Annotated in this window: 21 protein-coding genes; 2 read left to right on the top strand and 19 right to left on the bottom strand. The window is 38.2% G+C overall.

The genetic code is table 11. The features are described 5' to 3' along the window. Window positions 1–68: 68 nt before the first annotated feature. The 3 genes from M3210_RS06525 to M3210_RS06515 form a co-directional block, all read right to left on the bottom strand. Complete coding sequence (locus tag M3210_RS06525) at window positions 69–1,139, bottom strand: GerMN domain-containing protein (protein ID WP_251512593.1); 1,071 nt, start codon at window positions 1,137–1,139, stop codon at window positions 69–71. 272 nt (window positions 1,140–1,411) lie between these two features. Next, the gene (gene racE, locus M3210_RS06520) at window positions 1,412–2,227 is read right to left on the bottom strand and encodes a glutamate racemase (protein ID WP_251512590.1); all 816 of its coding nucleotides are present in this window, start codon (window positions 2,225–2,227) and stop codon (window positions 1,412–1,414) included. A 16-nt stretch (window positions 2,228–2,243) separates the two neighbouring features. Continuing rightward, window positions 2,244–2,702, bottom strand: coding sequence for a MarR family winged helix-turn-helix transcriptional regulator (locus M3210_RS06515; protein WP_251512588.1), 459 nt, complete (start codon window positions 2,700–2,702; stop codon window positions 2,244–2,246). Window positions 2,703–2,997: 295 nt separating this feature from the next. On the opposite strand from M3210_RS06515, the gene M3210_RS06510 reads away from it, so the two are divergent. Beyond that, a complete protein-coding gene (locus M3210_RS06510; RefSeq protein WP_156857869.1) occupies window positions 2,998–3,222 on the top strand; it encodes a helix-turn-helix domain-containing protein in 225 nt (74 codons plus the stop codon). A 53-nt stretch (window positions 3,223–3,275) separates the two neighbouring features. Here M3210_RS06510 and M3210_RS06505 read toward each other — a convergent pair whose 3' ends face one another. From M3210_RS06505 to M3210_RS06490, 4 genes are all read right to left on the bottom strand, one after another. Further along, window positions 3,276–3,731, bottom strand: a complete 456-nt coding sequence (locus M3210_RS06505) for an acyl-CoA thioesterase (protein ID WP_251512586.1) — start codon at window positions 3,729–3,731, stop codon at window positions 3,276–3,278. Window positions 3,732–3,813: 82 nt separating this feature from the next. Then, a complete protein-coding gene (sdhB, locus tag M3210_RS06500; RefSeq protein WP_251512585.1) occupies window positions 3,814–4,578 on the bottom strand; it encodes a succinate dehydrogenase iron-sulfur subunit in 765 nt (254 codons plus the stop codon). A gap of 16 nt (window positions 4,579–4,594) precedes the next feature. After that, window positions 4,595–6,346: a succinate dehydrogenase flavoprotein subunit gene (gene sdhA / locus M3210_RS06495; RefSeq protein WP_251512584.1), complete on the bottom strand. Its 1,752-nt coding sequence runs from the start codon at window positions 6,344–6,346 to the stop codon at window positions 4,595–4,597. 30 nt (window positions 6,347–6,376) lie between these two features. After that, window positions 6,377–6,997, bottom strand: coding sequence for a succinate dehydrogenase cytochrome b558 subunit (locus M3210_RS06490; RefSeq protein ID WP_251512581.1), 621 nt, complete (start codon window positions 6,995–6,997; stop codon window positions 6,377–6,379). A 466-nt stretch (window positions 6,998–7,463) separates the two neighbouring features. Between M3210_RS06490 and M3210_RS06485 the strand changes: the two genes are divergently transcribed. After that, window positions 7,464–7,901 carry a DUF2507 domain-containing protein gene (locus M3210_RS06485; RefSeq protein ID WP_251512579.1) on the top strand — a complete coding sequence of 146 codons (438 nt, stop codon included), beginning with the start codon at window positions 7,464–7,466 and terminating at the stop codon, window positions 7,899–7,901. Between the two features lie 55 nt (window positions 7,902–7,956). On the opposite strand, the gene uvrC is transcribed toward M3210_RS06485, so the two are convergent. From uvrC to zapA, 12 genes are all read right to left on the bottom strand, one after another. Continuing rightward, a complete protein-coding gene (uvrC, locus tag M3210_RS06480; RefSeq protein ID WP_251512577.1) occupies window positions 7,957–9,768 on the bottom strand; it encodes an excinuclease ABC subunit UvrC in 1,812 nt (603 codons plus the stop codon). Window positions 9,769–9,853: 85 nt separating this feature from the next. After that, complete coding sequence (gene trxA / locus M3210_RS06475) at window positions 9,854–10,168, bottom strand: thioredoxin (protein ID WP_251512575.1); 315 nt, start codon at window positions 10,166–10,168, stop codon at window positions 9,854–9,856. A 147-nt stretch (window positions 10,169–10,315) separates the two neighbouring features. Further along, window positions 10,316–11,296, bottom strand: coding sequence for an electron transfer flavoprotein subunit alpha/FixB family protein (locus M3210_RS06470; protein ID WP_251512572.1), 981 nt, complete (start codon window positions 11,294–11,296; stop codon window positions 10,316–10,318). Window positions 11,297–11,322: 26 nt separating this feature from the next. Then, window positions 11,323–12,096, bottom strand: a complete 774-nt coding sequence (locus M3210_RS06465) for an electron transfer flavoprotein subunit beta/FixA family protein (RefSeq protein ID WP_251512570.1) — start codon at window positions 12,094–12,096, stop codon at window positions 11,323–11,325. A 21-nt stretch (window positions 12,097–12,117) separates the two neighbouring features. Beyond that, the gene (locus tag M3210_RS06460) at window positions 12,118–12,891 is read right to left on the bottom strand and encodes an enoyl-CoA hydratase (RefSeq protein ID WP_379597457.1); all 774 of its coding nucleotides are present in this window, start codon (window positions 12,889–12,891) and stop codon (window positions 12,118–12,120) included. Window positions 12,892–12,994: 103 nt separating this feature from the next. Next, window positions 12,995–13,579 (bottom strand): fatty acid metabolism transcriptional regulator FadR, encoded by a 585-nt coding sequence (gene fadR, locus M3210_RS06455; RefSeq protein WP_251512566.1) that lies wholly within the window; start codon window positions 13,577–13,579, stop codon window positions 12,995–12,997. A gap of 108 nt (window positions 13,580–13,687) precedes the next feature. Further along, window positions 13,688–15,385 carry a long-chain-fatty-acid--CoA ligase gene (locus tag M3210_RS06450; protein WP_251512564.1) on the bottom strand — a complete coding sequence of 566 codons (1,698 nt, stop codon included), beginning with the start codon at window positions 15,383–15,385 and terminating at the stop codon, window positions 13,688–13,690. Window positions 15,386–15,579: 194 nt separating this feature from the next. Continuing rightward, a complete protein-coding gene (locus tag M3210_RS06445) occupies window positions 15,580–15,990 on the bottom strand; it encodes a DUF350 domain-containing protein (RefSeq protein WP_251512563.1) in 411 nt (136 codons plus the stop codon). A gap of 20 nt (window positions 15,991–16,010) precedes the next feature. Then, window positions 16,011–18,353 carry an endonuclease MutS2 gene (locus M3210_RS06440; RefSeq protein WP_251512562.1) on the bottom strand — a complete coding sequence of 781 codons (2,343 nt, stop codon included), beginning with the start codon at window positions 18,351–18,353 and terminating at the stop codon, window positions 16,011–16,013. A gap of 10 nt (window positions 18,354–18,363) precedes the next feature. Continuing rightward, complete coding sequence (gene polX / locus M3210_RS06435; protein WP_251512561.1) at window positions 18,364–20,082, bottom strand: DNA polymerase/3'-5' exonuclease PolX; 1,719 nt, start codon at window positions 20,080–20,082, stop codon at window positions 18,364–18,366. 665 nt (window positions 20,083–20,747) lie between these two features. Further along, window positions 20,748–21,299, bottom strand: a complete 552-nt coding sequence (locus tag M3210_RS06430) for a CvpA family protein (RefSeq protein ID WP_251512560.1) — start codon at window positions 21,297–21,299, stop codon at window positions 20,748–20,750. Between the two features lie 3 nt (window positions 21,300–21,302). Continuing rightward, window positions 21,303–21,566 (bottom strand): cell division protein ZapA, encoded by a 264-nt coding sequence (gene zapA, locus M3210_RS06425; RefSeq protein WP_251512559.1) that lies wholly within the window; start codon window positions 21,564–21,566, stop codon window positions 21,303–21,305. Window positions 21,567–21,677 lie beyond the last annotated feature (111 nt).

Genomic DNA, 21,677 nt, shown 5'->3' with positions numbered 1-21,677 from the left:
ATTACGAAACCAAGGACTATTTTAATCACAAAAAAACCAGCAGTCCAATTACTGCTGGTTTTAAAATTCTAGAGTTTGTCCGAAGGAAGAAAGCTGTCTGCTGTTACTGGCTCAGTGTAAGCTTCACCGTTCTCATTATTAACCTGTTCCCTGTCTTCCACTTTGATGTCGACAGCATCCACTCCATCTTGAGCGGTTAGAGTCCTTACAAGAGTTTCGATTACTTCATCTGCAATAATGGATTGTTCACTATCTTCTAGGATCGCTTCATTAAATGTAAGCTCCAATACACCATCGGCAATTGTCGGTTCGTCAACCAACATCGTTTCGTCGTTAAAGACATGCAATACATTCGTCAGAAAACCAGGTCCATCAAGTAGTGAAGTTACGATAGATTCATATTTTTCTTCATCACCAGCCTCAACATATTGAGTAACCGGGATATAATATTGGTTTTCTTGATAACTCACCGGATAATACATGGTTATTGCTTCACTGTTGATAAAGTCAATTGTATCGGTATGAACAACATTAATTCCATTCGCCTTTGAATACCCTTTACCAATTGGTGTGCCATTCACTGGCATTTCATCCAGTGGATGTCCATTTACCCAAAGTTGGACGCGGTCCACATTCTCAAATTGAGTTAGAGTATGTGTAATGGATTCAAGGATTTTCACTTCATCCTCTGCGGCATATTCCTTGAATTCCTCAGACAAATCCACAATCATCGTCCCATCTTCAAGGAGATTCACCCCAAGTACTTCTGTTCCAGCAGGTAAAACCGCTCGGAATCCATTAGGAAGCACTTCAGTGACTGGACCATCTACAACTAAGTATTCTAATACTTGTGTAGCCACCTCTCTAGATTCAAGGAGTGGTAATTCCAGGATTTGCGAAGCAACCATACCGTTTGCATCTATTAAATATAGTTGACGTGCAGTTGTTTCGAGTACATCTGCTTCGCTACCCTCCTCTTCAGCTTTAACTTCCTCCGTTTCATTACCTGTTGTATCATTAACTGCTTCTGCATTGTTAGGTGGATCGATTTCAATGGATGACTGTTCCCCTTGGAAACAGGCTGATAGTAATAAGATGGAAGCACATACTCCAGGTAAAATTATTCGACTCGCTTTCATGCAATAACCCCCCTACGATGGTTTGTACTACAATATATACGAGCTATCCCTCAAAAATAGACCTTCTTCAAAAAAATAACTTATTTCAGTTGAACATTTAATACTAACTCTTAAATTATTGAATTAAGAAGAACCTCTACTGGAAGTCCGCAGTCCAAATACCTCTAGCTTTCCGCGGAGGGCTGCGGACGGAAAGAAAGTATCCTGAATCCAATTCTACAGTCTATTTAAATTGTTTGTTAAACCAAGAAAAAAGATTAGCCTTATATGGGCTAATCTTTTTCGATTTCTGCTGATTTTATGATAAGTTCTTTGTATTTCCCATTTATAAAAATCTGCTGGGCTATTTTATCGAAGAGCTCCATGTCTCCGGTTGAATATATTTCGTGGACAGGGTGGTAGCCAGTTTTATTTTGTAACTGTTCAATCTCCAAAACAGCACTTGTTTCCCTAGCGGTTTCTTCACTTGAAGAAATTACGGTTACATTATCACCGACCACCTGTTGGATAATTGGCTTTAATAATGGATAATGTGTACAACCTAAAATTAATGTATCTAAATTTTTAAGACTCTTTAATGGCTTAAGAGTCTTCTCTACCGTTTCTTTCGCTTCATCTCCAGCAAAGATTCCTCTTTCCACCATTGGAACAAATGGTGGACATGCTAACGCCTTTACATGTATTTTAGGGTTTATACGTTCTAAAGCCTCTGGATAAGCTCCACTTTTCACCGTTCCCTCTGTCCCAATGATTCCAATATGATGATTTTTTGTAGCTTTAATAGCCGCTCTAGCACCTGGATTAATAACACCGATCACAGGAATATCCAACTTATTTTTCAAATCTTCTATTGTAAACGCTGTAGCCGTATTACAAGCTATCACCAGCAATTTAATTTCTTTTTCCAGTAAAAAGTCCACCATTTCCCAAGTGAACTTTTGGACCTCCTCTTTGGATCTTGGTCCATAAGGACAACGCTTAGTATCGCCAAGATAAATAAGTTTTTCCCTCGGCAGCTGCCGCATCATTTCTTGTAGAACGGTTAAACCTCCTACACCTGAATCAATTACTCCAATCGGTCTATTCACTTTCTCTTCCGCCTTTTTAAGATTTCTTGTTTACTTCTTTCATACGGTTGTATAATAAATCAAGCAGATGATTTAATGTAGCTGCTTGCTCTACATCGAACCCCTGTAATACTTCTTGTAAATATTCTTGTCGTTTTTCAATAACCTCATGAATAATTACTTTTCCTTTTTCCAATAGATGAATTCTCACCACTCGTCGATCCTTCTCATCTCTTATCCGTTCAACAAGGTCATTCTTTTCCATCCGATCGACTAAATCAGTCGTCGTACTGAATGCAAGACTGATTCTATTAGAAAGCTCACCAATAGTTAAATCCCCTTCCTCCAACAGCCATTGTAAAGCAACAAATTGTGGAGAAGTAATTGGGTAATTATGTAGGATTTTCCTTCCATTCTGTTTAATCATTCCCGATATATATCTCAACCTTTTTTCAATCTTAACGATTGATTCTGGTGATGTTTTGTTATGCTCCATATAGTATCCTCCTACTTTTGTACAAGTCTTGCTAAGTATTTAAAACTTATCGTTGTTTTATCCATACTCTAGATTAGTATAACAAATTTTTATTACATACATAGTAAATAAGTATAACGATTATTTTAAGAACTTCAAAGCTGGACTAACTTTCTCCTCATCAAGACTAACGATTAAAGTTCCAACAAATTGGGTGATTTATTACGCACTAAATCGTAAACCTTTCATAAGCTATAATGACTAAATAATTCCCTTCAAAAAGCAGCTCTATCAAGAGCAAGGAGGGGTTATCAATTTGAAGGACAGCAACTATAAACCGAAGCAATTATTAACGAAGCGAGAAAAGGAAGTATTTGAACTGCTTGTACAAGACATGACAACAAAAGAAATTGCCCAGAAACTATTCATCTCAGAAAAAACGGTACGTAACCATATTTCAAATGCGATGCAGAAGTTAGGGGTAAAGGGGCGATCACAGGCAGTAGTGGAGCTTCTCCGTATGGGAGAACTTAAGCTTTAATAAAAACCGACTTTCTACTTCGGAAAGTCGGTTTGTTCCTTTTTTTCCTCTAGTTATTGTTTTTTCATTTCAGCTTCTAGTACAATCCTCATGGCAGCAGGGATGATTTGTGGTTTCTGTTTTATCAAATCAATCGTAACTAATCGGCCTCTCCCTGTTAATGTAATTTCACCTTTTTCGTTCTTAGCCATGTAGTGGATATCAAATGACGTATTACCAACTGATTCCACCTTTACATAAAAATGAATAATCTCATTGAAATACATCTGACGCAGATAATTACATTGTAAATCAGCCACAACAAAACCGAGTTCGTCTTGCCCAAGTTCTTTAAATAAACCGAGGCTATTCAGATACTCGATACGGGCTTCTTCAAAATATATAAAGACAGATGTATTGTTAACATGCCCATATAAGTCTGTTTCTGAGAAACGTACTTTAATTGGTAGTGAAAATGAAAAGCCTGACTGCCACTGTTCAAAGTCATGAATATAATCGATCGATTTCATTACACTTTCCTCCCAACTAAGCCAAATGGCCCTTACCAACATTGGAAAGGACCATTTTAATACTTTCAAGTAATACTATTCATTATAGTGCTTCATCACTACCAAAGAAGCTTCTGAATGCGTGAAGATTCGTTGCACGGTTCATCGCTGCAATGGAAGTGGTAAGTGGAATACCTTTTGGACAAACTTGCACACAGTTTTGCGAGTTACCGCAACCTGCTATGCCCCCTTCACCCATCAATCCTTCTAAGCGCTCGCTCGCATGCATTGCACCTGTTGGATGTGAGTTGAATAAACGAGCTTGTGAAAGAGCAGCCGGACCAATGAAGTCTGATTTGTCATTCACATTTGGGCAAGCTTCGAGACATACACCACAAGTCATACATTTAGATAGTTCATACGCCCATTGACGTTTGTTTTCAGGCATTCTTGGACCTGGCCCAAGATCATGCGTTCCATCAAGAGGAATCCATGCCTTCACTTGCTTCAATGCATCAAACATACGTTCACGATCAACAATTAAATCACGTACAACCGGAAATGTCGACATCGGTTCTAAACGAATTGGTTGCTCTAACTGGTCAACCAACGCGGCACAAGATTGTCGAGGCGTTCCATTGATCACCATGGAACAAGCACCACAAACTTCTTCTAAACAACTCATTTCCCAAGCAACCGGTGTTGTTTCCTTGCCATCTGCAGTTACCGGATTTTTTTGAATTTCCATTAATGCGGAAATGACGTTCATATTTTTACGGTATGGAACATGAAACGTCTCTTCATAGGGCTTAGAGTCGGGACTGTCCTGACGAGTTATTATAAACTCAACTGTACTATGTTCAGCCATCTGTATTCTCCCCCTCTTAGTTTACTGTTGTGTAGTCACGTTTTCTTGGTTTGATGAGTGACACATCAACATCTTCGTAGCTAATGACCGGTTCTTCATTCTTCGTATCAAATTCTGCTATTGTTGTCTTCAGGAAATCTTCATCATTACGCTCAGGAAATTCTGGTTTGTAGTGAGCGCCACGGCTTTCGTCACGTTTATAGGCTCCAATTGTAATTACACGTGCAAGATGCAACATATTTTTCAATTGACGAGTAAACATGACACCTTGGTTACTCCAACGAGAAGTATCACCAATATTAATGTTTTCCCAGCGTTCTAGTAATTCTTGGATTTTTTCATCAGTCTTCAATAATTTAGCATTTTCACGTACAACGGTAACATTATCTGTCATCCATTCTCCAAGTTCTTTATGAATGGCATAAGCATTTTCAGTACCGTCCATAGCTAACATCTCATCGAATTGTTCTTGTTCTTTCAGTACTGCCTGTTCAAACAAACTATCTGCCACATCATCTGCATGAGTTTTTAAGCCATCGATATATTCGATTGCTTTCGGACCAGCAACTGAACCACCATAAATGGCAGAAAGCAATGAGTTGGCCCCCAGACGGTTAGCTCCGTGCTGTGAATAATCAGCCTCTCCCGCTGCAAAAATCCCTGGTATATTCGTCATTTGAGTTTCATCAATCCATAGTCCACCCATAGAATAATGAACAGCCGGGAAGATTTTCATAGGAACTTTACGCGGGTCTTCACCAACGAACTTTTCATAGATTTCTATAATTCCACCAAGCTTAATATCAAGCTCTTTTGGATCTTTATGAGATAAATCAAGGTAAACCATGTTTTCTCCATTGATTCCAAGCTTCTGGTTTACACACACGTCAAAGATTTCTCGTGTTGCAATGTCACGAGGTACAAGGTTTCCATAAGCAGGATATTTTTCTTCAAGGAAGTACCAAGGTTCTCCATCTTTATACGTCCAAACTCGTCCACCCTCACCACGGGCAGATTCACTCATAAGACGTAGTTTGTCATCTCCTGGAATTGCAGTTGGGTGAATTTGAATGAACTCTCCATTTGCATATTTTACACCTTGCTGATAAAGCGCACTTGCTGCAGAACCAGTATTGATCATCGAGTTAGTAGATTTACCGAATATAATACCAGGTCCACCTGTAGCAAAAATTGTCGCATCCGAACGGAAAGCTCTGATCTCATGTGATTTAATATTCTGAGCTACAATTCCTCGGCCTATTCCTGCATCATCGATTACAGCTGAAAGGAATTCCCATCCCTCATACTTCGTTACTAACCCCTCAACTTCATAACGACGCACCTGTTCATCTAGAGCATATAATAATTGTTGTCCTGTAGTAGCCCCTGCAAATGCAGTACGGTGCATTTGCGTACCACCAAAACGTCTAAAATCAAGTAGACCCTCAGGTGTACGGTTAAACATAACTCCCATCCGGTCAAACATATGTATAATTCCCGGAGCCGCCTCACACATCGCCTTTACTTGTGGCTGGTTAGCTAAGAAGTCTCCACCGTATACTGTGTCATCAAAATGAAGCATTGGTGAATCCCCTTCACCTTTCGTATTAACCGCTCCATTGATTCCACCTTGGGCACATACAGAGTGAGAACGTTTTACAGGAACAATTGAAAATAAATCTACTTTTACACCTGCTTCAGCTGCTTTAATGGTAGCCATTAAACCTGCAAGACCCCCACCAACAACAGCAACTTTACGATTACTCATATAATTGACTCACTCCCCTATTTACTACTCTTACACACCATAAGCAAATTGAATTAATGTTCTAACACCGATGTAGCTTACTGCAAAAAAGATGAAGAGTGCTACATAAGTCATTACACGTTGTGATTTAGGTGTTTGTGTGATACCCCATGTTACAAAGAAGCTCCATAGGCCGTTTGCAAAATGGAACACCGCAGCAACAACACCAATTACATAGAACCAGAACATGAATGGGCTGGAAAGAATTCCTTCCATCAGGCTGTAGTCTAAATCTGCGTTGCCAAGCCCTATTTGAACACGTGTTTCCCATACATGCCATGCAATAAATACAATGGTAATCAGACCTGTTAAGCGTTGAAGCTTAAACATCCAGTTACGGAAAAATCCAAATCTCGCTACATTATTATTTGCAGTAAATGCTATGTACACCCCTAATACTGCATGATAAAGAATAGGCAGATAAATCACAAAGATTTCCAAAAGTATCACAAATGGAAGCCCTGCCATAAATCCTGCTGCTTTATTAAAGCTTTCTTCTCCATACACGGCAAAGTGGTTAATCACCAAGTGCTGAACTAAGAAAATTCCAATTGGAACAACACCCAGCAATGAATGTAACCTTCTCCAATAAAAATCACGTTGCCCCGCCATGTTTTTCCCCCCTTGTAGTTTTAATAGTTTCATATAGAGTGATCATTTTTAAGGGTAACTTTAATTTAAAATTCTTCAACTTCCCTCAAAATGATACAAAATTACAACACATTTATTGTACTTCTAAGTTGATAAACCGTCAAGAAAACGATTTAATTTAAATTATTCACTGTAGAACACTTTCATTCAGAATCTACTATAAACCTACAATTATTTAATTTCCAACCTTTGCCAACTCTAAATATTGCCATTGCGAAATTAAATCAAACGATACATAATAAGACTAGATTGATAGAAGATTTCGGCAAATACAATTCAAAAAAACGGTAAAGAATTGCAGACCAATCATACTTACTGTTTGTGGAGTGTCAGGAAACAAAAGCGATACTTATTTCAAAAGACAAATTAACCTGCAATCCATTTATATTGTATAATAGAAAAGATTATATACGAGAGGGTGACGTAAATGAAAAAACAGCCAAGTAACATACCCATTTCCAAACTGGAAGATTTACATACTGCAGGAGCGGGTTTTGATGTGCTACGCTATATAGCGCTACCCGACCTTTTAGGGGAAGAATCACCTACCCTTTTATATTTCATAGGTAGAAATCTGGCTCGTAAATTTGAGATGGAATCCATAGATGATATCACAGTTATTTTTGATACATTAGGCCTAGGTAAATTAGAGTTAGTAAAAGAAAAGAAAAAAGAAAAGATTTTCCACTTACTTTCAGACTCAGTCGTGTTACGTCTCAAAGGTCCTTTCAATGCGGATTTCCGTTTGGAAGCGGGATTTTTGGCGGAAGCTATGCAACGTGTTGAAGGCGTTGAATGTGAATGTAGAGAAGAAATCAATCAGCGCATTCATCAAGTTCAATTTTCCGTACTTTATACAAATTAAGATTCATGAAAAAATGCGCACTGCTTTTTGATCATTCAAAAGTAGTGCGCATCCTTCATGGTGTCGGTTTGGTATCGCCTGTTTCAACAGCATCTGATTCATTCAAATGTTTAATAATCTCCATCGCTGTATTGGAGGGAATGCCTAGTTTTGTAATATCCTCTACACTAGCCATCTTCATTTCTTTCATAGATTTAAAATGTCGTAATAATAGTTTCTTGCGCTTTTCCCCGACACCCGGAATTCCATCAAGAGCTGATTGGAATAATCCTTTACTTCGAAGGTTTCGATGAAATGAAATAGCAAAACGGTGCACCTCATCCTGTATACGCTGCACAAGATAAAACTCATGCGATTGCCTTTCTAAAGGTACTATTTGTGGAGGAGAACCATATAACAATTCACTTGTTTTATGTCTATCATCTTTTACAAGACCCGCAATTGGAATATCCAATGCTAATTCATTTTCCAGAACATCTGTTGCAGCGCTGATCTGTCCTTTACCCCCGTCAACGATAATCAAATCTGGCAACGGTAAACCTTCCTTCAATACCCTTGAATATCTTCTACGGATCACCTCTCGCATCGTTTCATAATCATCAGGTCCTTCTACAGTCCGTATCTTATATTTACGGTAATCCTTTTTACTAGGTCGACCATCGACAAATACAATCATGGCGGATACTGGATCCGTTCCTTGTATGTTGGAGTTATCAAAGGCTTCAATTCGATGAGGAGTCTCAATGTTGAGTATCTCACCGAGTTTTTCAGTTGCGACGATTGTTCTTTCCTCATCTCTTTCTATAAGCAGGAACTTCTCCTCTAATGCGATTTTTGCATTTTTTGTCGCCAATTCCACTAATTCTTTCTTTCTGCCTCGAAGTGGGGTTAGAGCTTGAACTCCCAACAACTCACTAACCAATTCTCGCTTGGTCCCAATCGGTAAAAGTATCTCTTTCGGTTTCAAGTGATTTTGATGGAGGTAGAATCTACCAATATAACTGAGGAATGCTTCTTCAGGATCATCATAAATTGGAAAGTGGCTTACATTCCGTTCAATTAGTTTTCCTTGTCTCATAAAGAAAACTTGAATACACATCCATCCTTTATCATAGGTGAAACCGAAAATATCACGATCTGTCCGGTCAGTCATTGTCATCTTTTGTTTTTCCATGACTATCTCGATATGCTGGATTTGGTCACGTAATTCCTTTGCTCTTTCAAAATTAAGTGCTTCACTAGCCTTAAACATTTTATTTTTTAGTTTTTCTTTTATATCTTTAAATCCACCTTGTAAAAATGAACTGATTTCTTGTACGATTTCCGCATAATCATCTTTTTTTGGAGGATTCTCACTACAAGCAAGACATTGATGCATATGATAGTATAAACAAGGTCTTCCTGGTGGATTATTGCATTTACGTAAAGGATACATCCGATCTAACAACTTTTTCGTTTCTCTTGCCGCAATGACATTCGGATACGGGCCAAAATATTTACCTTTGTCCTTTTTCACTTTCCTTGTTATTAGTAAACGTGGATGTCTTTCATTGGTTATTTTTAAATATGGATACGATTTATCGTCCTTCAGCATTACGTTATATTTGGGATCATATTTTTTTATGAGATTCATCTCTAAGATAAGCGCCTCTAATTCAGACGATGTGACGAAATACTCGAAATCGACTATTTCCTGTACAAGTCGTTGGGTTTTTCTATCATGTGCTCCTGTAAAATAGGAACGTACACGATTACGGAGCATCTTTGATTTACCGACATAAATGACCGTTCCATGCTTATCTTTCATGAGATAACAGCCGGGATTGACCGGGAGTATTTCTAGCTTTCTTTTTATGATTTCGTTCATACTCAATCATTCCTTTAAGTTTAAAAATCCCTTGTTCTGATGCAACAAGGGATTTTAAATTCTCGACTATTTAATTTTACACGAATTAAGCATGTTTGTTAATTAAATTCGTTAATGCTTCTTTTGGCTGGAAGCCGATTACTTGGTCAACAACTTCGCCATCTTTAAATAATAATAAAGTTGGAATGCTCATTACTCCAAATTTGCTTGCAGTTTCTTGGTTTTCGTCTACATCCAACTTAACGATTTTCACTTTATCAGACATTTCGCCATCAATTTCTTCAAGTACTGGAGCGATCATTTTACAAGGTCCACACCAAGGTGCCCAAAAATCAGCTAGTACTAAGCCTTCAGAAGTTGCTTCAGCGAAACTTTGATCTGTTACATTTTCAATTGCCATAAAATATTTCCTCCTTTATAGAAAATCAGCTTACTTTATAAGAGTATATCACCGTTATTATTTACTTCCTAATGATTTGCTTATTCATATAAAAGAGGGATAAAACAGACAAGAACTCTCTTTGTCCAGGAAATAATGCAGAATAGATTAGGCTTCTACGGTTACTGCTTTAATCTCCTCTATCAATAGCGGAATAACTTCAAACAAATCCCCTATAATACCATAATCAGCGATATTAAAAATATTCGCTTCTGGGTCTTTGTTAATCGCAACAATTACTTTTGAGTTGGACATTCCAGCAAGATGCTGAATTGCTCCTGAAATACCTACTGCGATATAGAGATCTGGAGTAACGACTTTACCGGTTTGACCAATTTGCAACGAATAGTCACAGTATTCAGCGTCACACGCTCCTCGGGACGCTCCAACCGCTCCACCTAAAACTTCCGCCAATTCATATAACGGCTTAAAACCATCTGCACTTTTAACACCTCGACCACCTGCGACTACTACTCGCGCTTCCGATAAGTCAACACCTTTACTTGCTTTTCGAACTACATCTTTAACAATTGTACGAATATCGGCAACATCGACTTCTTTTGTCGTTATATCACCACTTCTTGACTCATCTCGGTCGAGGATTGGAATGTTGTTCGGACGGATCGTTACAAAGGTCAAACCGTCTGTAATGATTTTCTTTTCAAAGGCTTTTCCTGAGTATATTGGTCTCGTATATTCCACCCGGTCTCCATTCACTTCAATATCAACTACATCGGATACAAGACCTGTATCCAATTTCGCAGCAAGTTTTGGAGTTAAATCCTTTCCGATCGATGTATGACCCATGACAATTCCGTCTGGTGATTCATCATTAACAATTGCGAGCACTGCCTGACCATAACCTTCTGAAGTATAGTTTTGCAACTTCTCATGAGCAATTGTAACAACACGGTCAGCACCATGGTAAATCAGTTCATTTGCTTTATCTTCCAGGTCATCTTTTCCCAAGACAACGCCAACAATCTCAGCATCCGATTTAATCTTTTTTGCAGCTGCAATTGCTTCGAATGAGACATTACGTAAAGCACCATCTCTACCTTCTGCGATAACTAATAATTTACTCATCACTCTTCCCCTCTCTCTATGATTTCCGTTTATAGTACTTTCTTCTCGTTTTTCAATAAGGAAACTAATTCTTTGACTTGATCTTGAACATCACCTTCAAGAACTCTTCCCGCCTCTTTCGCAGGAGGTAGAAAGACCTCAATTGTTTTTGTTTTCGGTTCTACGTCATCTTCGTCTAAATCAAGATCATCCAGCTCTAATTCTTCCAATGGTTTTTTCTTTGCTTTCATAATCCCCGGAAGTGATGGGTAACGCGGTTCATTTAAACCTTGTTGGCAAGTAACGAGTAGAGGCAAGGTTGTTTCTATCCTTTCTACATCCCCTTCTACATCCTTTTCAATACTTACATCTTCCCCATCAATGGTTAAGTTAGTGATAGTAGTTACATATGGTATACCAAGCGCTTCAGCCAACCTTGGCCCCACTTGTCCACTGGCTTCATCAATCGCAACATTACCAGCTAAAATAAGATCAACTTCTTTATCTTCAAAATACGCTTCTAGAATTTTAGCTGTTGTATATTGATCACCATCTTCAAGGTCTTCCTCCGTATTGATGAGAACAGCTTTATCGGCTCCCATAGCTAATGCCGTCCGTAACTGTTTTTCGGAATCCTCATCACCAATTGTTACGACTATAACTTCTCCACCATGTTCATCTCTTTGTTTGATAGCTTCTTCTACTGCATATTCATCATAAGGATTGATGATGAATTCTGCTCCATCATCATCAATCCTACCATCGTGAAGATTAATCTTCTCCTCTGTGTCAAATGTCTTTTTTAATAACACGTAAATGTTCATAATTGAGTCCTCCTCAGCCTATTATTTATCAATAAATTTAGGTTTTCTCTTTTCAATAAAGGCCTGAACGCCTTCTTTAGCATCTTCGGTACCAAACACTTTTCCAAATGCTTGTGCCTCCGCTTCGACACCTTTCAAGAATTTATCGGAGCGGCTATAATTCACAAGTTCCATGACTTGATTGATGGTAGGCCTACTTTTTGCCGCAATTTTCACAGCTAGTTGAGTAGCTGCTTCTAATACTTTTTCTTCGTGAACAGCTTGATTAGCCAGTCCGAAAGCAACTGCTTCCTCACCCGAAATTGGTTCACCTGTCAATATCATTTCATATGCTTTAGCAGGACCAACATATCGTGGTAATCGTTGAGTGCCAGCAAAGCCAGGTATGATTCCCAAATTTAATTCTGGTAAGCCAATTTTGGCGTTCTCAGCTACGACTCGCATATGGCAAGCCATGGCAAGTTCCAATCCTCCACCCAATGCTGCTCCGTGAATGGCCGCGATTACAGGTATCTTGAAATCTTCTAATCTTTGAAACACCCTTTGTCCATTTTTAGCCAGCTTTTCATAGTCTGAATGCGCTTGCAAAGAAGTGAACTCTTTAATATCAGCTCCAGCGGAAAAGAAACGTCCCTCACCGTGAAGGACAATCGCTTTCACTGTTGGATTTTCCTCAATTTGATCCAGAAGCTCATTCAAGTCCTTAATGATTTGACTTGAGAGCGCATTTGCCGGTGGACTCTGAATCGTCAAATACGCGATATGGTTTTCTACATTCAGAACAATTGTACTCAATGCCATCCCCCCTTGAATTCTATATTAATCGAAAAACAATTATATTGAAAATATTAACTATAAAAATCTATTTGTTTTTCTGTTCAACTACCCTACAAATTAATTAAATTAACTTCAACCCTTGTTTTAAAAATTTATGAACTTCTTCCGCTTGATCACCTAATTTATATTTTCTGTCTTTCATGATCCAATTTGTAACCACTTCATCCAACGTTCCGAAAATCATTTGCCGGATAAGCGCAGGATTGATGTCATCGCGAAATTGCTTATTATTTATTCCTTCTGCAATGACTTCATCTATCACAGTCAAGTAAGCCTTTAATACGTTATTAATTTGCATCCTCAATGTATAGTTTGATTGTCGAAGCTCAAGTTGAGTAACTATCGCAAGGTCTGGATTTTCTTCTAGTTGGGAAAAATGCATATTGATGAGGACCCTCAATTTACTTTCAGCATCACTTTGTTCACTAGTCGCCTTAGCAATCTTATCAATGAACTGTCCCATTTTTTCTTCAAAAACTGAAACGAGTACATCCTCTTTGTTTTTAAAATAAAGATATATCGTTCCATCAGCTACTCCCGCTTCCTTTGCAATCTTTGAAACTTGAGAAGCATGATATCCATTTTCTGCAATAACTTTCACTGCAGCTTCAATTATTTGTTGATACTTCGGTTTATTACTTTTCATCTTTTTCTCCTTAATAAGTAGAACGGAAATATGAATGACCATTCATTCATATTTCCATTTTATAAGTTTCTTACTTATCTGTCAATCATTTTAATACATGATCAAATATTATTCAGAAATCAATTGGTCTTCCTGTTTCTTCACCTCTTCTTCTATCAATTGCCTTCTTAAAATCTTTCCAACTACAGTTTTGGGAAGCTCCTCACGATATTCGTAACTGCGTGGAACCTTATAAGCAGCAAGATTCTCACGGCAAAAACTATTTAATTCATCTTCTGTTACTTGTTTCCCTTCTTTTACAACGACAAACGCTTTTACTGTTTCTCCGCGATATGGATCTGGAACTCCCACGACAGCCACTTCTTGGATTGCCGGATGTTCAAAAAGAACCTCTTCGACTTCTCGTGGATAAATATTATAACCACCTGCGATAATCATGTCTTTCTTTCGATCAACTATATAGAAGTAACCTTCTTCGTCCATATATCCCATATCACCAGTATAGAACCAGCCATCACGCAATACATTTTCCGTTTCCTCTGGATTATTCCAATAGCCCTTCATGACCTGCGGACCTTTTACAGCTATTTCGCCAACTTCGCCAATGTCTGCTTCTTCATCCGTACCTGCTCTTACAACTTTTGCATCTGTATCTGGCCAAGGCAATCCTATACTCCCATTTATTCGTTTCTCCCATACTGGATTAGCATGGGTAACTGGAGATGTTTCGGTCAGTCCATAACCCTCCACTAATCTACCACCACTGATCTTCTCAAACTGTTCTTGAACTTCAATCGGTAATGGTGCCGACCCGCTTAGACATGCCTTAATGGAAGATAGATCATATTTCTTTAAATCTGGATGATTTAGCAGTCCAATGTAAATCGTTGGAGCACCCGGAAACAGTGTTGGTTTCTGCTTATCAATAACTTTTAGTACATCCTCAGGATTGAACTTAGGCATCAGAATAATTTTCGAAGCTTGCTTGATTCCGAAATTCATTACAGTTGTCATACCATAGACATGGAAAAAAGGAAGCACAGCAAGTACAGTTTCCTCTCCAGGTTTAGATTTATATAACCACGCTTCGCTCATTTGAAGATTAGCCACCAAATTATAATGAGTTAACATAACACCTTTCGGAAACCCGGTTGTTCCACCTGTATATTGTAAGAGTGCCAGGTCTTCTTTCGGGTTAATATCTCTTTTTACGTAATTCGAATCAGCCGTTTTCATAATATTTTCCCACACATGTGTATCTTTGCTTTGCTCCACTTTTACGACCATATTGTATTCACGCTTTTGGATATACGGATAAATCAAGTTTTTAGGAAATGGCAAGTAATCTTTGATAGCGGTTACAATTTTGTGTTCCAGATTAGATTTTTTCTGTACCTTACTGACTCGTGGAACTAAAATATCCAAACAAATGATGACTTTTGCTTCCGAGTCATTAACCTGATACTCCAACTCCCTTTCTGTATATAGTGGATTAGTTTGCACTACAATAGCGCCAGCCATTAGTATCCCATAATAACTAATGACTGCTTGGGGACAGTTCGGTAACATAATTGCGACTTTATCATCCTTTTCTACTCCGAGCGATTGCAAATAATTGGCAAACTTTTTCGCTTGGTCAGAAAGCTCAGCGTAGGACATTTCTTTACCCATAAAATGAAGCGCTTTCTTTTCTGGGTACCGAGAAGCAGTTTCTTCAAGGTAAGCATATAAAGGCTTCTCATCGTACGGAATGCTTTTGGGAATCTCCTTTGGATAATTATCGTACCATTTCTTCACAGCTTCCAAATCATCTCCTCCTTTGTATATACTATAACCATTATACCGAGTAATTTCTATTTTTAGAAATTTTATTTATCTTTTTCAAGAAAAAATTATTGTATTTGTCAATTAAAGATATAGTATACACCAACAAGTAAAAATACAATCGCTACTCCGAACAAAATCTTTGCTAATCGCTCAAATACCACGCTGTCTCCTCCTTAAAAAGTAATGCTTGCACCAATTACAAAAGAAATCCCAATAGAAAAAACCATCGACAATAAACCAACAGCAATATTCCCTTTTCCTATTTCCTCATCAACTTTAATCGTTGGCAATAGAAATTCAAAAATGAAATAGGCAAACAATAAAAGGATAAAACCTAAGGTTCCCCAGCCAATCATTTGCAGCATAGAATCGTTATGTTCGATGGAATACCGGAAAATCGTAGCAATGCCAAAGATTTTCCCACCTGTGGCCATTGCTACGGCTACATTTCCTTTACGGATTTCTTCCCAATTTTTATACGATGTGACAAGTTCAAATATAGCTAGAAAAATAAACGTACATAGCACAACAACACTGTAACGTGCAGCTGTTACCACAATAATATGGTCCCAAAATCCCTCCATGTTAACATCCTCCAGTTATACTATTTCAACTCCAAGACGGTAACACCACTACCACCTTCACCACTGCCACCAGGTCTTGCTGACGAAATCGCAGGATGGTTTTTAACAAAAGTTTGTACACCTGTACGAAGTGCTCCGGTACCTTTACCATGAATGATTGTTACTTGGGAATACCCGGCAATCAAACAATCATCAATATATTTTTCCAATAGATGAATGGCATCCTCGTATCGTTCTCCCCGTAGATCGAGCTCTGTTTTTACGCGGTGACTTGAGCCCCTAATGGTTGTGACAACTCTTTCTGTTTCTAGCTTCTGTTTTCCAATATATTGCAGATCTTTACGTTTAGCCTTTACCTTCATAATTCCCACTTGAATCAAGTATTCTGAATCACTTAACTTCTCAAGAACAACTCCTTGCTGGTTGACTGTCAATAATTTGATCTCATCACCCGGAGTAAGAGACCCTTTTTCATCATTTTGATTTTCAGATGTTGCCTTGGATTTTTTGTTTAAATGCGGTTGCGCTTCCTCCAGCATTTTTTTCGCTTCGATCCATTCGTGTTCTTTCAATGCGGTATTATTCTTCATTTGCCGGATTTCATTAACAATAATCTCGGCTTCTTCACGTGCTTGAATAAGAGCTTTTTCAGCCTTTTCCTCTGCTTTCCTAAAGAGTTCTGCTTTTTTCTGCTCGAATGTTTGCCATTCTTTTTCAATTTCTTTTCTAAGTCTTTCGCTTTCTAGCAAGGTTTGATATGCTTCTTCATACTGCCTTTCTGCAGCGATTTTAGATTTTTCCAGAGAAGCTATCATATTTTCAACACTCTTGGAATCTACACCAACCAAGCTTTTTGCATAATCTATTATTTCAGGTCGCAATCCTAATCGTCTGGAGATATCGAATGCATTACTTCTTCCCGGTACCCCGATAAGCAAACGATATGTTGGCTGAAGAGATTCTACATCAAATTCTACCGATGCATTGACTACATTTTCACGATTATATCCATATGCCTTCAATTCCGGGTAGTGGGTGGTTGCTATTACCCTTGCTTTCCGATCGATAACTTCGTCTAAAATCGCCATGGCGAGTGCCGCTCCTTCACTTGGATCTGTTCCGGAGCCAAGCTCATCAAAGAGGACGAGAGACTTTTCGTTAACATGTTCCATTATCGAAACTATATTTTTCATATGAGATGAAAATGTACTTAAGTTTTGTTCAATGGACTGTTCATCCCCTATATCCGCAAAAACTTCTTCGAAAACAGCCAGTTGGCAATCATCAAATGCTGGTATTTGGAGACCGGATTGTGCCATTAAGGTGCAGAGTCCCACCATTTTTAGGGTTACAGTCTTTCCACCTGTATTTGGACCAGTAATAACTATCGCAGTATAATCCTCACCAATTTCAATATCATTGGCGACCACCTCATCTTCCGGAATAAGCGGATGGCGGGCTTGTTTCATTTTTATTACACCAGAATCATTCATAGTTGGTTTACTAGCTTTCATTTTCATAGCTAGCTTTGCTCTTGCATGAATAACATCAATCTTAGCTAAAATATCCAAGTTATACGTAAGCGCATGTTCAACCTCAGCAATTTGAACAGATAATTCGGATAGAATCCTTTCAATCTCTTGCCTTTCATTTAGAACTGCCTGCTGAAGTTTATTGTTTAAATCTACAACTGCTCTTGGTTCCATGAATAGTGTCTGTCCTGAAGAAGATTGGTCATGTACAATTCCACCAATCTGAGCTCGATATTCTTGCTTCACAGGTAATACATAGCGATCATTTCGGATAGTTACAATTGCATCAGAGAGCATTTTACTATGACTTCTCGTATAACTTTCTAGCTTTTCTCGTACATTTGCTTCAAATGCTCGGATTTGAGAACGGATGCTTCTTAATTTACTGGAGGCATTGTCTAACACTTCTCCATTATCATCAATGCAACGTCTAATAGCTTGTTCTAATTCCCTCAAGGAGGCGATATCATCCACTAAATCTTTCAGAATTGGTAACTCTTCTTCGAGACCAGTAATAAAGTTCTTCACTTGTCTGCCACCATAAACCGTATTAGCAATATCTAAACATTCTGATGCAGTTAGCACACCACCAATGACACTACGCTTCAGGCTTTCTCGTACATCACGTATGCCACCAAACGGAATTGCTTTATTTAGGCGTAGAATTTGAACAGCTTCATCGGTTTCTTCTTGCAATACATTTACTTTGGAAAGTTCTATCTCAGGGACGACCCTGCTTGTTTCTTCCTTTCCAATAGAAGTCTCAGCTTGCTCAATCAATTTATCAATTATTTTATTATATTCAAGTACTTGAAGTACACGTTGGTTCATAAATCCACCTCTATTTATTTCTACCTAGGAATTCTTTGATTTCAGTGAGAGGCATCGTATTTAACACTGTATCTTTTTTAATCCAACCTCTCTTAGCAGTACTCACACCATATTTCATAAACCTCAAAGTTTCGTAGCTATGTGCATCTGTGTTGATAGCAAGTTTCACACCTGCTTCTTGCGCTTGCTTTGCGTAATAGGAAGCAAGATCCAATCGATTCGGGTTAGCATTAATCTCTAAGGCAGTATCTGTTTCTTTCGCTTTTTCAATCAGTTTTTCTATATTTACCCGATAACCGTCGCGACGTCCTAGAAGTCTTCCAGTTGGGTGAGCTATTAAATGTACATAGGGATTTTCCAATGCAGTATATAACCGCTCCATAATTTTATCTTCACTTTGATTGAAGCTCGAATGAATAGAAGCTATGACAAAATCCATCTCTTTTAAAAACGAATCATGAAAATCAAGTGAACCATCAGGTAGGATATCCATTTCCACACCTGCAAAAATTTGAATCTCTGGATACTTCTCATTGAGAATTTCAATTTCTTCTCGTTGTTTTCGTAAACGATCTTCATCTAAACCATTTGCAACTCGTAAAAATTTGGAGTGATCTGTAATCGCAATGTAATCGTATTTTTTCTCAATTGCTTTGCGCACCATTTCTTCTAAACTTTGTGCTCCATCACTCCAAGTTGTATGCATATGCAAATCTCCACGAATATCCGAGAGTTCAATAAATTCTTGTTTATCCTTAAATAGTTTAAGTTCTCCAGCATCTTCCCTAATCTCCGGAGGGATGTAATGAAGATCAAAATGTTCAAAGAATGCTTGCTCATCAGTAAATGTCAAGACTTCTTTAGTGTCTTCCACCTCTACTCCATACTCACTAATTTTTTCTCCTCGGGATTTTGCAAGCTGGCGCATCGCGACATTATGTTCCTTTGAACCAGTAAAGTGATGTAAGGTAGTTGTGAATTCATCATCCTTAACGATTCGAAAATCTACATTGATGTCATATACTTCTTCCAAGGTAACAGATACTTTGGTCTCACCTTTAGCAATGATTTCCTTAATGGTAGGAAGTAATAACAACTCATCCCTTACTTCCTCAGGGTTATCTGTAGAAATGATGAAATCAATATCCCTTACCGTCTCTTTCATTCGGCGCAAGCTACCCGCAATGGAATAGCGTTTGATGCTTTCTATATTTGATAAAAATTGCTCGATTTTTTCCGCAACAGGTAGCATGATTGCTATGGATAAACGTTCAGGGCGTTTACCCACTTCCTCTAAAGCGGTCAAAATATTTTTCACAGTTTTAGGACCAAAGCCTGCGAGCTTTTCAACTTCTCCATTTTCACATGCAGCCTTTAAACTGTTTGCATCAATAACATTCAGTTCTTTATATAACTTGGATAATTTCTTTCCGCCAAGTCCTGGCAGTTGTAGTAATGGTATCAGACCTGCTGGAATTTCTTTTTGGAGTTGTTCAAGTTCTGACGATCTGCCTTCCATTATGTATTCATTAATGATTGCTCCTGTTCCTTTTCCAATGCCTTTTATTTTTGTTACATCATCAATCTCATCCAATGAGCGTTCGTCTGTTTCCAAACTCTGAGCAGCTCTACGATATGCACTTATCTTAAATGGATTGTCTCCTTTCAGTTCAAGATAAATTGCAATCTGTTCCAATAATTTTATGACATCTTTTTTATTAATCGCCAAAACACTCACCTGCTTAATATTTTTTACCTAAAAAAAGACCGATCCGGTATTGTTACTACTATTGTAAATGAAATCGAGTAGTAATACTAATACGACGAATTGATCTATGTTTATATCTGTTGAAGAATTATATGACATGAATTTAGTATCCTCTCTGGATTCGCAGCCCCCGATACACCTTCGCTTTCTGTGGGCGGCTGGTGAGCCTCTGACGCACAGAACGTGCTAGTGCAGACGTTGCCACAGGACGTGGCGGTTTTAGTCTGCCTCAGGCGCACGCGCCTTGCGGGGTCTCACCGATGCCTTCGCTCCCACAGGAGTCTCCGGTGTATCGGGGGCTGCTCCGAGGAGAACTATTAGCTGGTTCATTGCATACCATTTTTTGCATATACATTCGCAATATCCGGGAAATACTATTCATACCTATAAAACATTATATCTGTTATTAAAAATAAAACACCCAACGTCCAATTTACTATCGTCTGGGTCCAGTCAAATACCTCGAGACTCCTTCAAGAGAACAGTCCAAAGTGAGCCCCCGTCGCCTAGCACCGCGAGGTTAATTAGGAAAACTAGAAATACTTGGACTGGGGATCAGGATTGACTTCTTTGCTATTCAATTAGCTAGTTAACATCTTGTATAAGTATGTAAATAAGTTACTTATTTAGTTTTGATTATCCATAACATATGTTTGGATTAGTTCAAACAGTTTGTCTGAGAAATATGGTGTTTTTTCCAGCATGAATATTGCAATGGAAGAATCGTTAATCAATGTCTGAATAGTTTCAACTGGTGTTAATGCAAGTACAAATAAAATAACAAATGCGATTAGATAAATTTCCAAAAATCCTAAAGCTGCGCCTAATATTTTATTGACTGATTTGATTACTGGAATGGCAGCAACAAAGTCAAGCATAGTCGCAACAATTTGAAGGATTATTTTTACGACGAAAAATATGATTGCAAACGATACAATACTGTAAAAAGCAGATTCCACAGGCAGCATTTGTAAGAAGTCGGGCCACAATTCATGGTTGGTCAGCTCCTGATATGGAATCCATAATTTCAACTCTTCTGCAAGCTTTCCATAATACATCGCAGCAACAATAAAAGCCGTAATGAATCCAATTAAATGAAAGAATTGCAATATAAATCCTCGATTAAGTCCAATAAACAGACCAAATAATAATAAGATAAATAATATTAAATCAAGCATCAGCTACTTATCCTCTTTCCTCTTGATCGACCCTACCAATTTAGCGTAATCAGCTTTTAATTTCACATAGTCGTTCATTGTATTAACTGCTGTCAGTACTGCAAGTCTTGTAGTATCTAAATGTCCATTATGGCGTCTGATCTCATTCATTTTCTGATCGACAAGATCAGCAACTAGCTTCACATGACTAGCTGGTTCATCACCCATTATGGTATAGGTTTTATTATATATTTCTACGGTAATTCTATTTTTATCAGGTTCTGTCATGCTGTTCTGATCCCCCCGCCAAAATTACTACCATTTATCATATCATTATTTGTTTGTAAAAAGAAGTATTTTTACGGTATAGCCTATAGTAAATATCATGTTTTCCAGGAT

Source organism: Oceanobacillus luteolus (assembly GCF_023715655.1).
Lineage (GTDB): Bacteria > Bacillota > Bacilli > Bacillales > Amphibacillaceae > Oceanobacillus > Oceanobacillus luteolus.
Note: the sequence above shows the minus strand (reverse complement) of the source record. Positions and strands in the feature narration are given on the sequence as shown.

Bases quoted from the DNA above. Each gene is read 5' to 3' on its own strand.
- M3210_RS06505 (WP_251512586.1), bottom strand. From the start codon at position 3,731: ATGAAATCGATCGATTATATTCATGACTTTGAACAGTGGCAGTCAGGC.
- M3210_RS06485 (WP_251512579.1), top strand. From the start codon at position 7,464: ATGAAAAAACAGCCAAGTAACATACCCATTTCCAAACTGGAAGATTTA.
- sdhB (WP_251512585.1), bottom strand. From the start codon at position 4,578: ATGGCTGAACATAGTACAGTTGAGTTTATAATAACTCGTCAGGACAGT.
- trxA (WP_251512575.1), bottom strand. From the start codon at position 10,168: ATGGCAATTGAAAATGTAACAGATCAAAGTTTCGCTGAAGCAACTTCT.
- sdhA (WP_251512584.1), bottom strand. From the start codon at position 6,346: ATGAGTAATCGTAAAGTTGCTGTTGTTGGTGGGGGTCTTGCAGGTTTA.
- uvrC (WP_251512577.1), bottom strand. From the start codon at position 9,768: ATGAACGAAATCATAAAAAGAAAGCTAGAAATACTCCCGGTCAATCCC.
- M3210_RS06430 (WP_251512560.1), bottom strand. From the start codon at position 21,299: ATGCTTGATTTAATATTATTTATCTTATTATTATTTGGTCTGTTTATT.
- M3210_RS06440 (WP_251512562.1), bottom strand. From the start codon at position 18,353: ATGAACCAACGTGTACTTCAAGTACTTGAATATAATAAAATAATTGAT.
- M3210_RS06525 (WP_251512593.1), bottom strand. From the start codon at position 1,139: ATGAAAGCGAGTCGAATAATTTTACCTGGAGTATGTGCTTCCATCTTA.
- M3210_RS06465 (WP_251512570.1), bottom strand. From the start codon at position 12,096: ATGAACATTTACGTGTTATTAAAAAAGACATTTGACACAGAGGAGAAG.
- M3210_RS06445 (WP_251512563.1), bottom strand. From the start codon at position 15,990: ATGGAGGGATTTTGGGACCATATTATTGTGGTAACAGCTGCACGTTAC.
- fadR (WP_251512566.1), bottom strand. From the start codon at position 13,579: ATGAAAAGTAATAAACCGAAGTATCAACAAATAATTGAAGCTGCAGTG.
- zapA (WP_251512559.1), bottom strand. From the start codon at position 21,566: ATGACAGAACCTGATAAAAATAGAATTACCGTAGAAATATATAATAAA.
- M3210_RS06490 (WP_251512581.1), bottom strand. From the start codon at position 6,997: ATGGCGGGGCAACGTGATTTTTATTGGAGAAGGTTACATTCATTGCTG.
- M3210_RS06515 (WP_251512588.1), bottom strand. From the start codon at position 2,702: ATGGAGCATAACAAAACATCACCAGAATCAATCGTTAAGATTGAAAAA.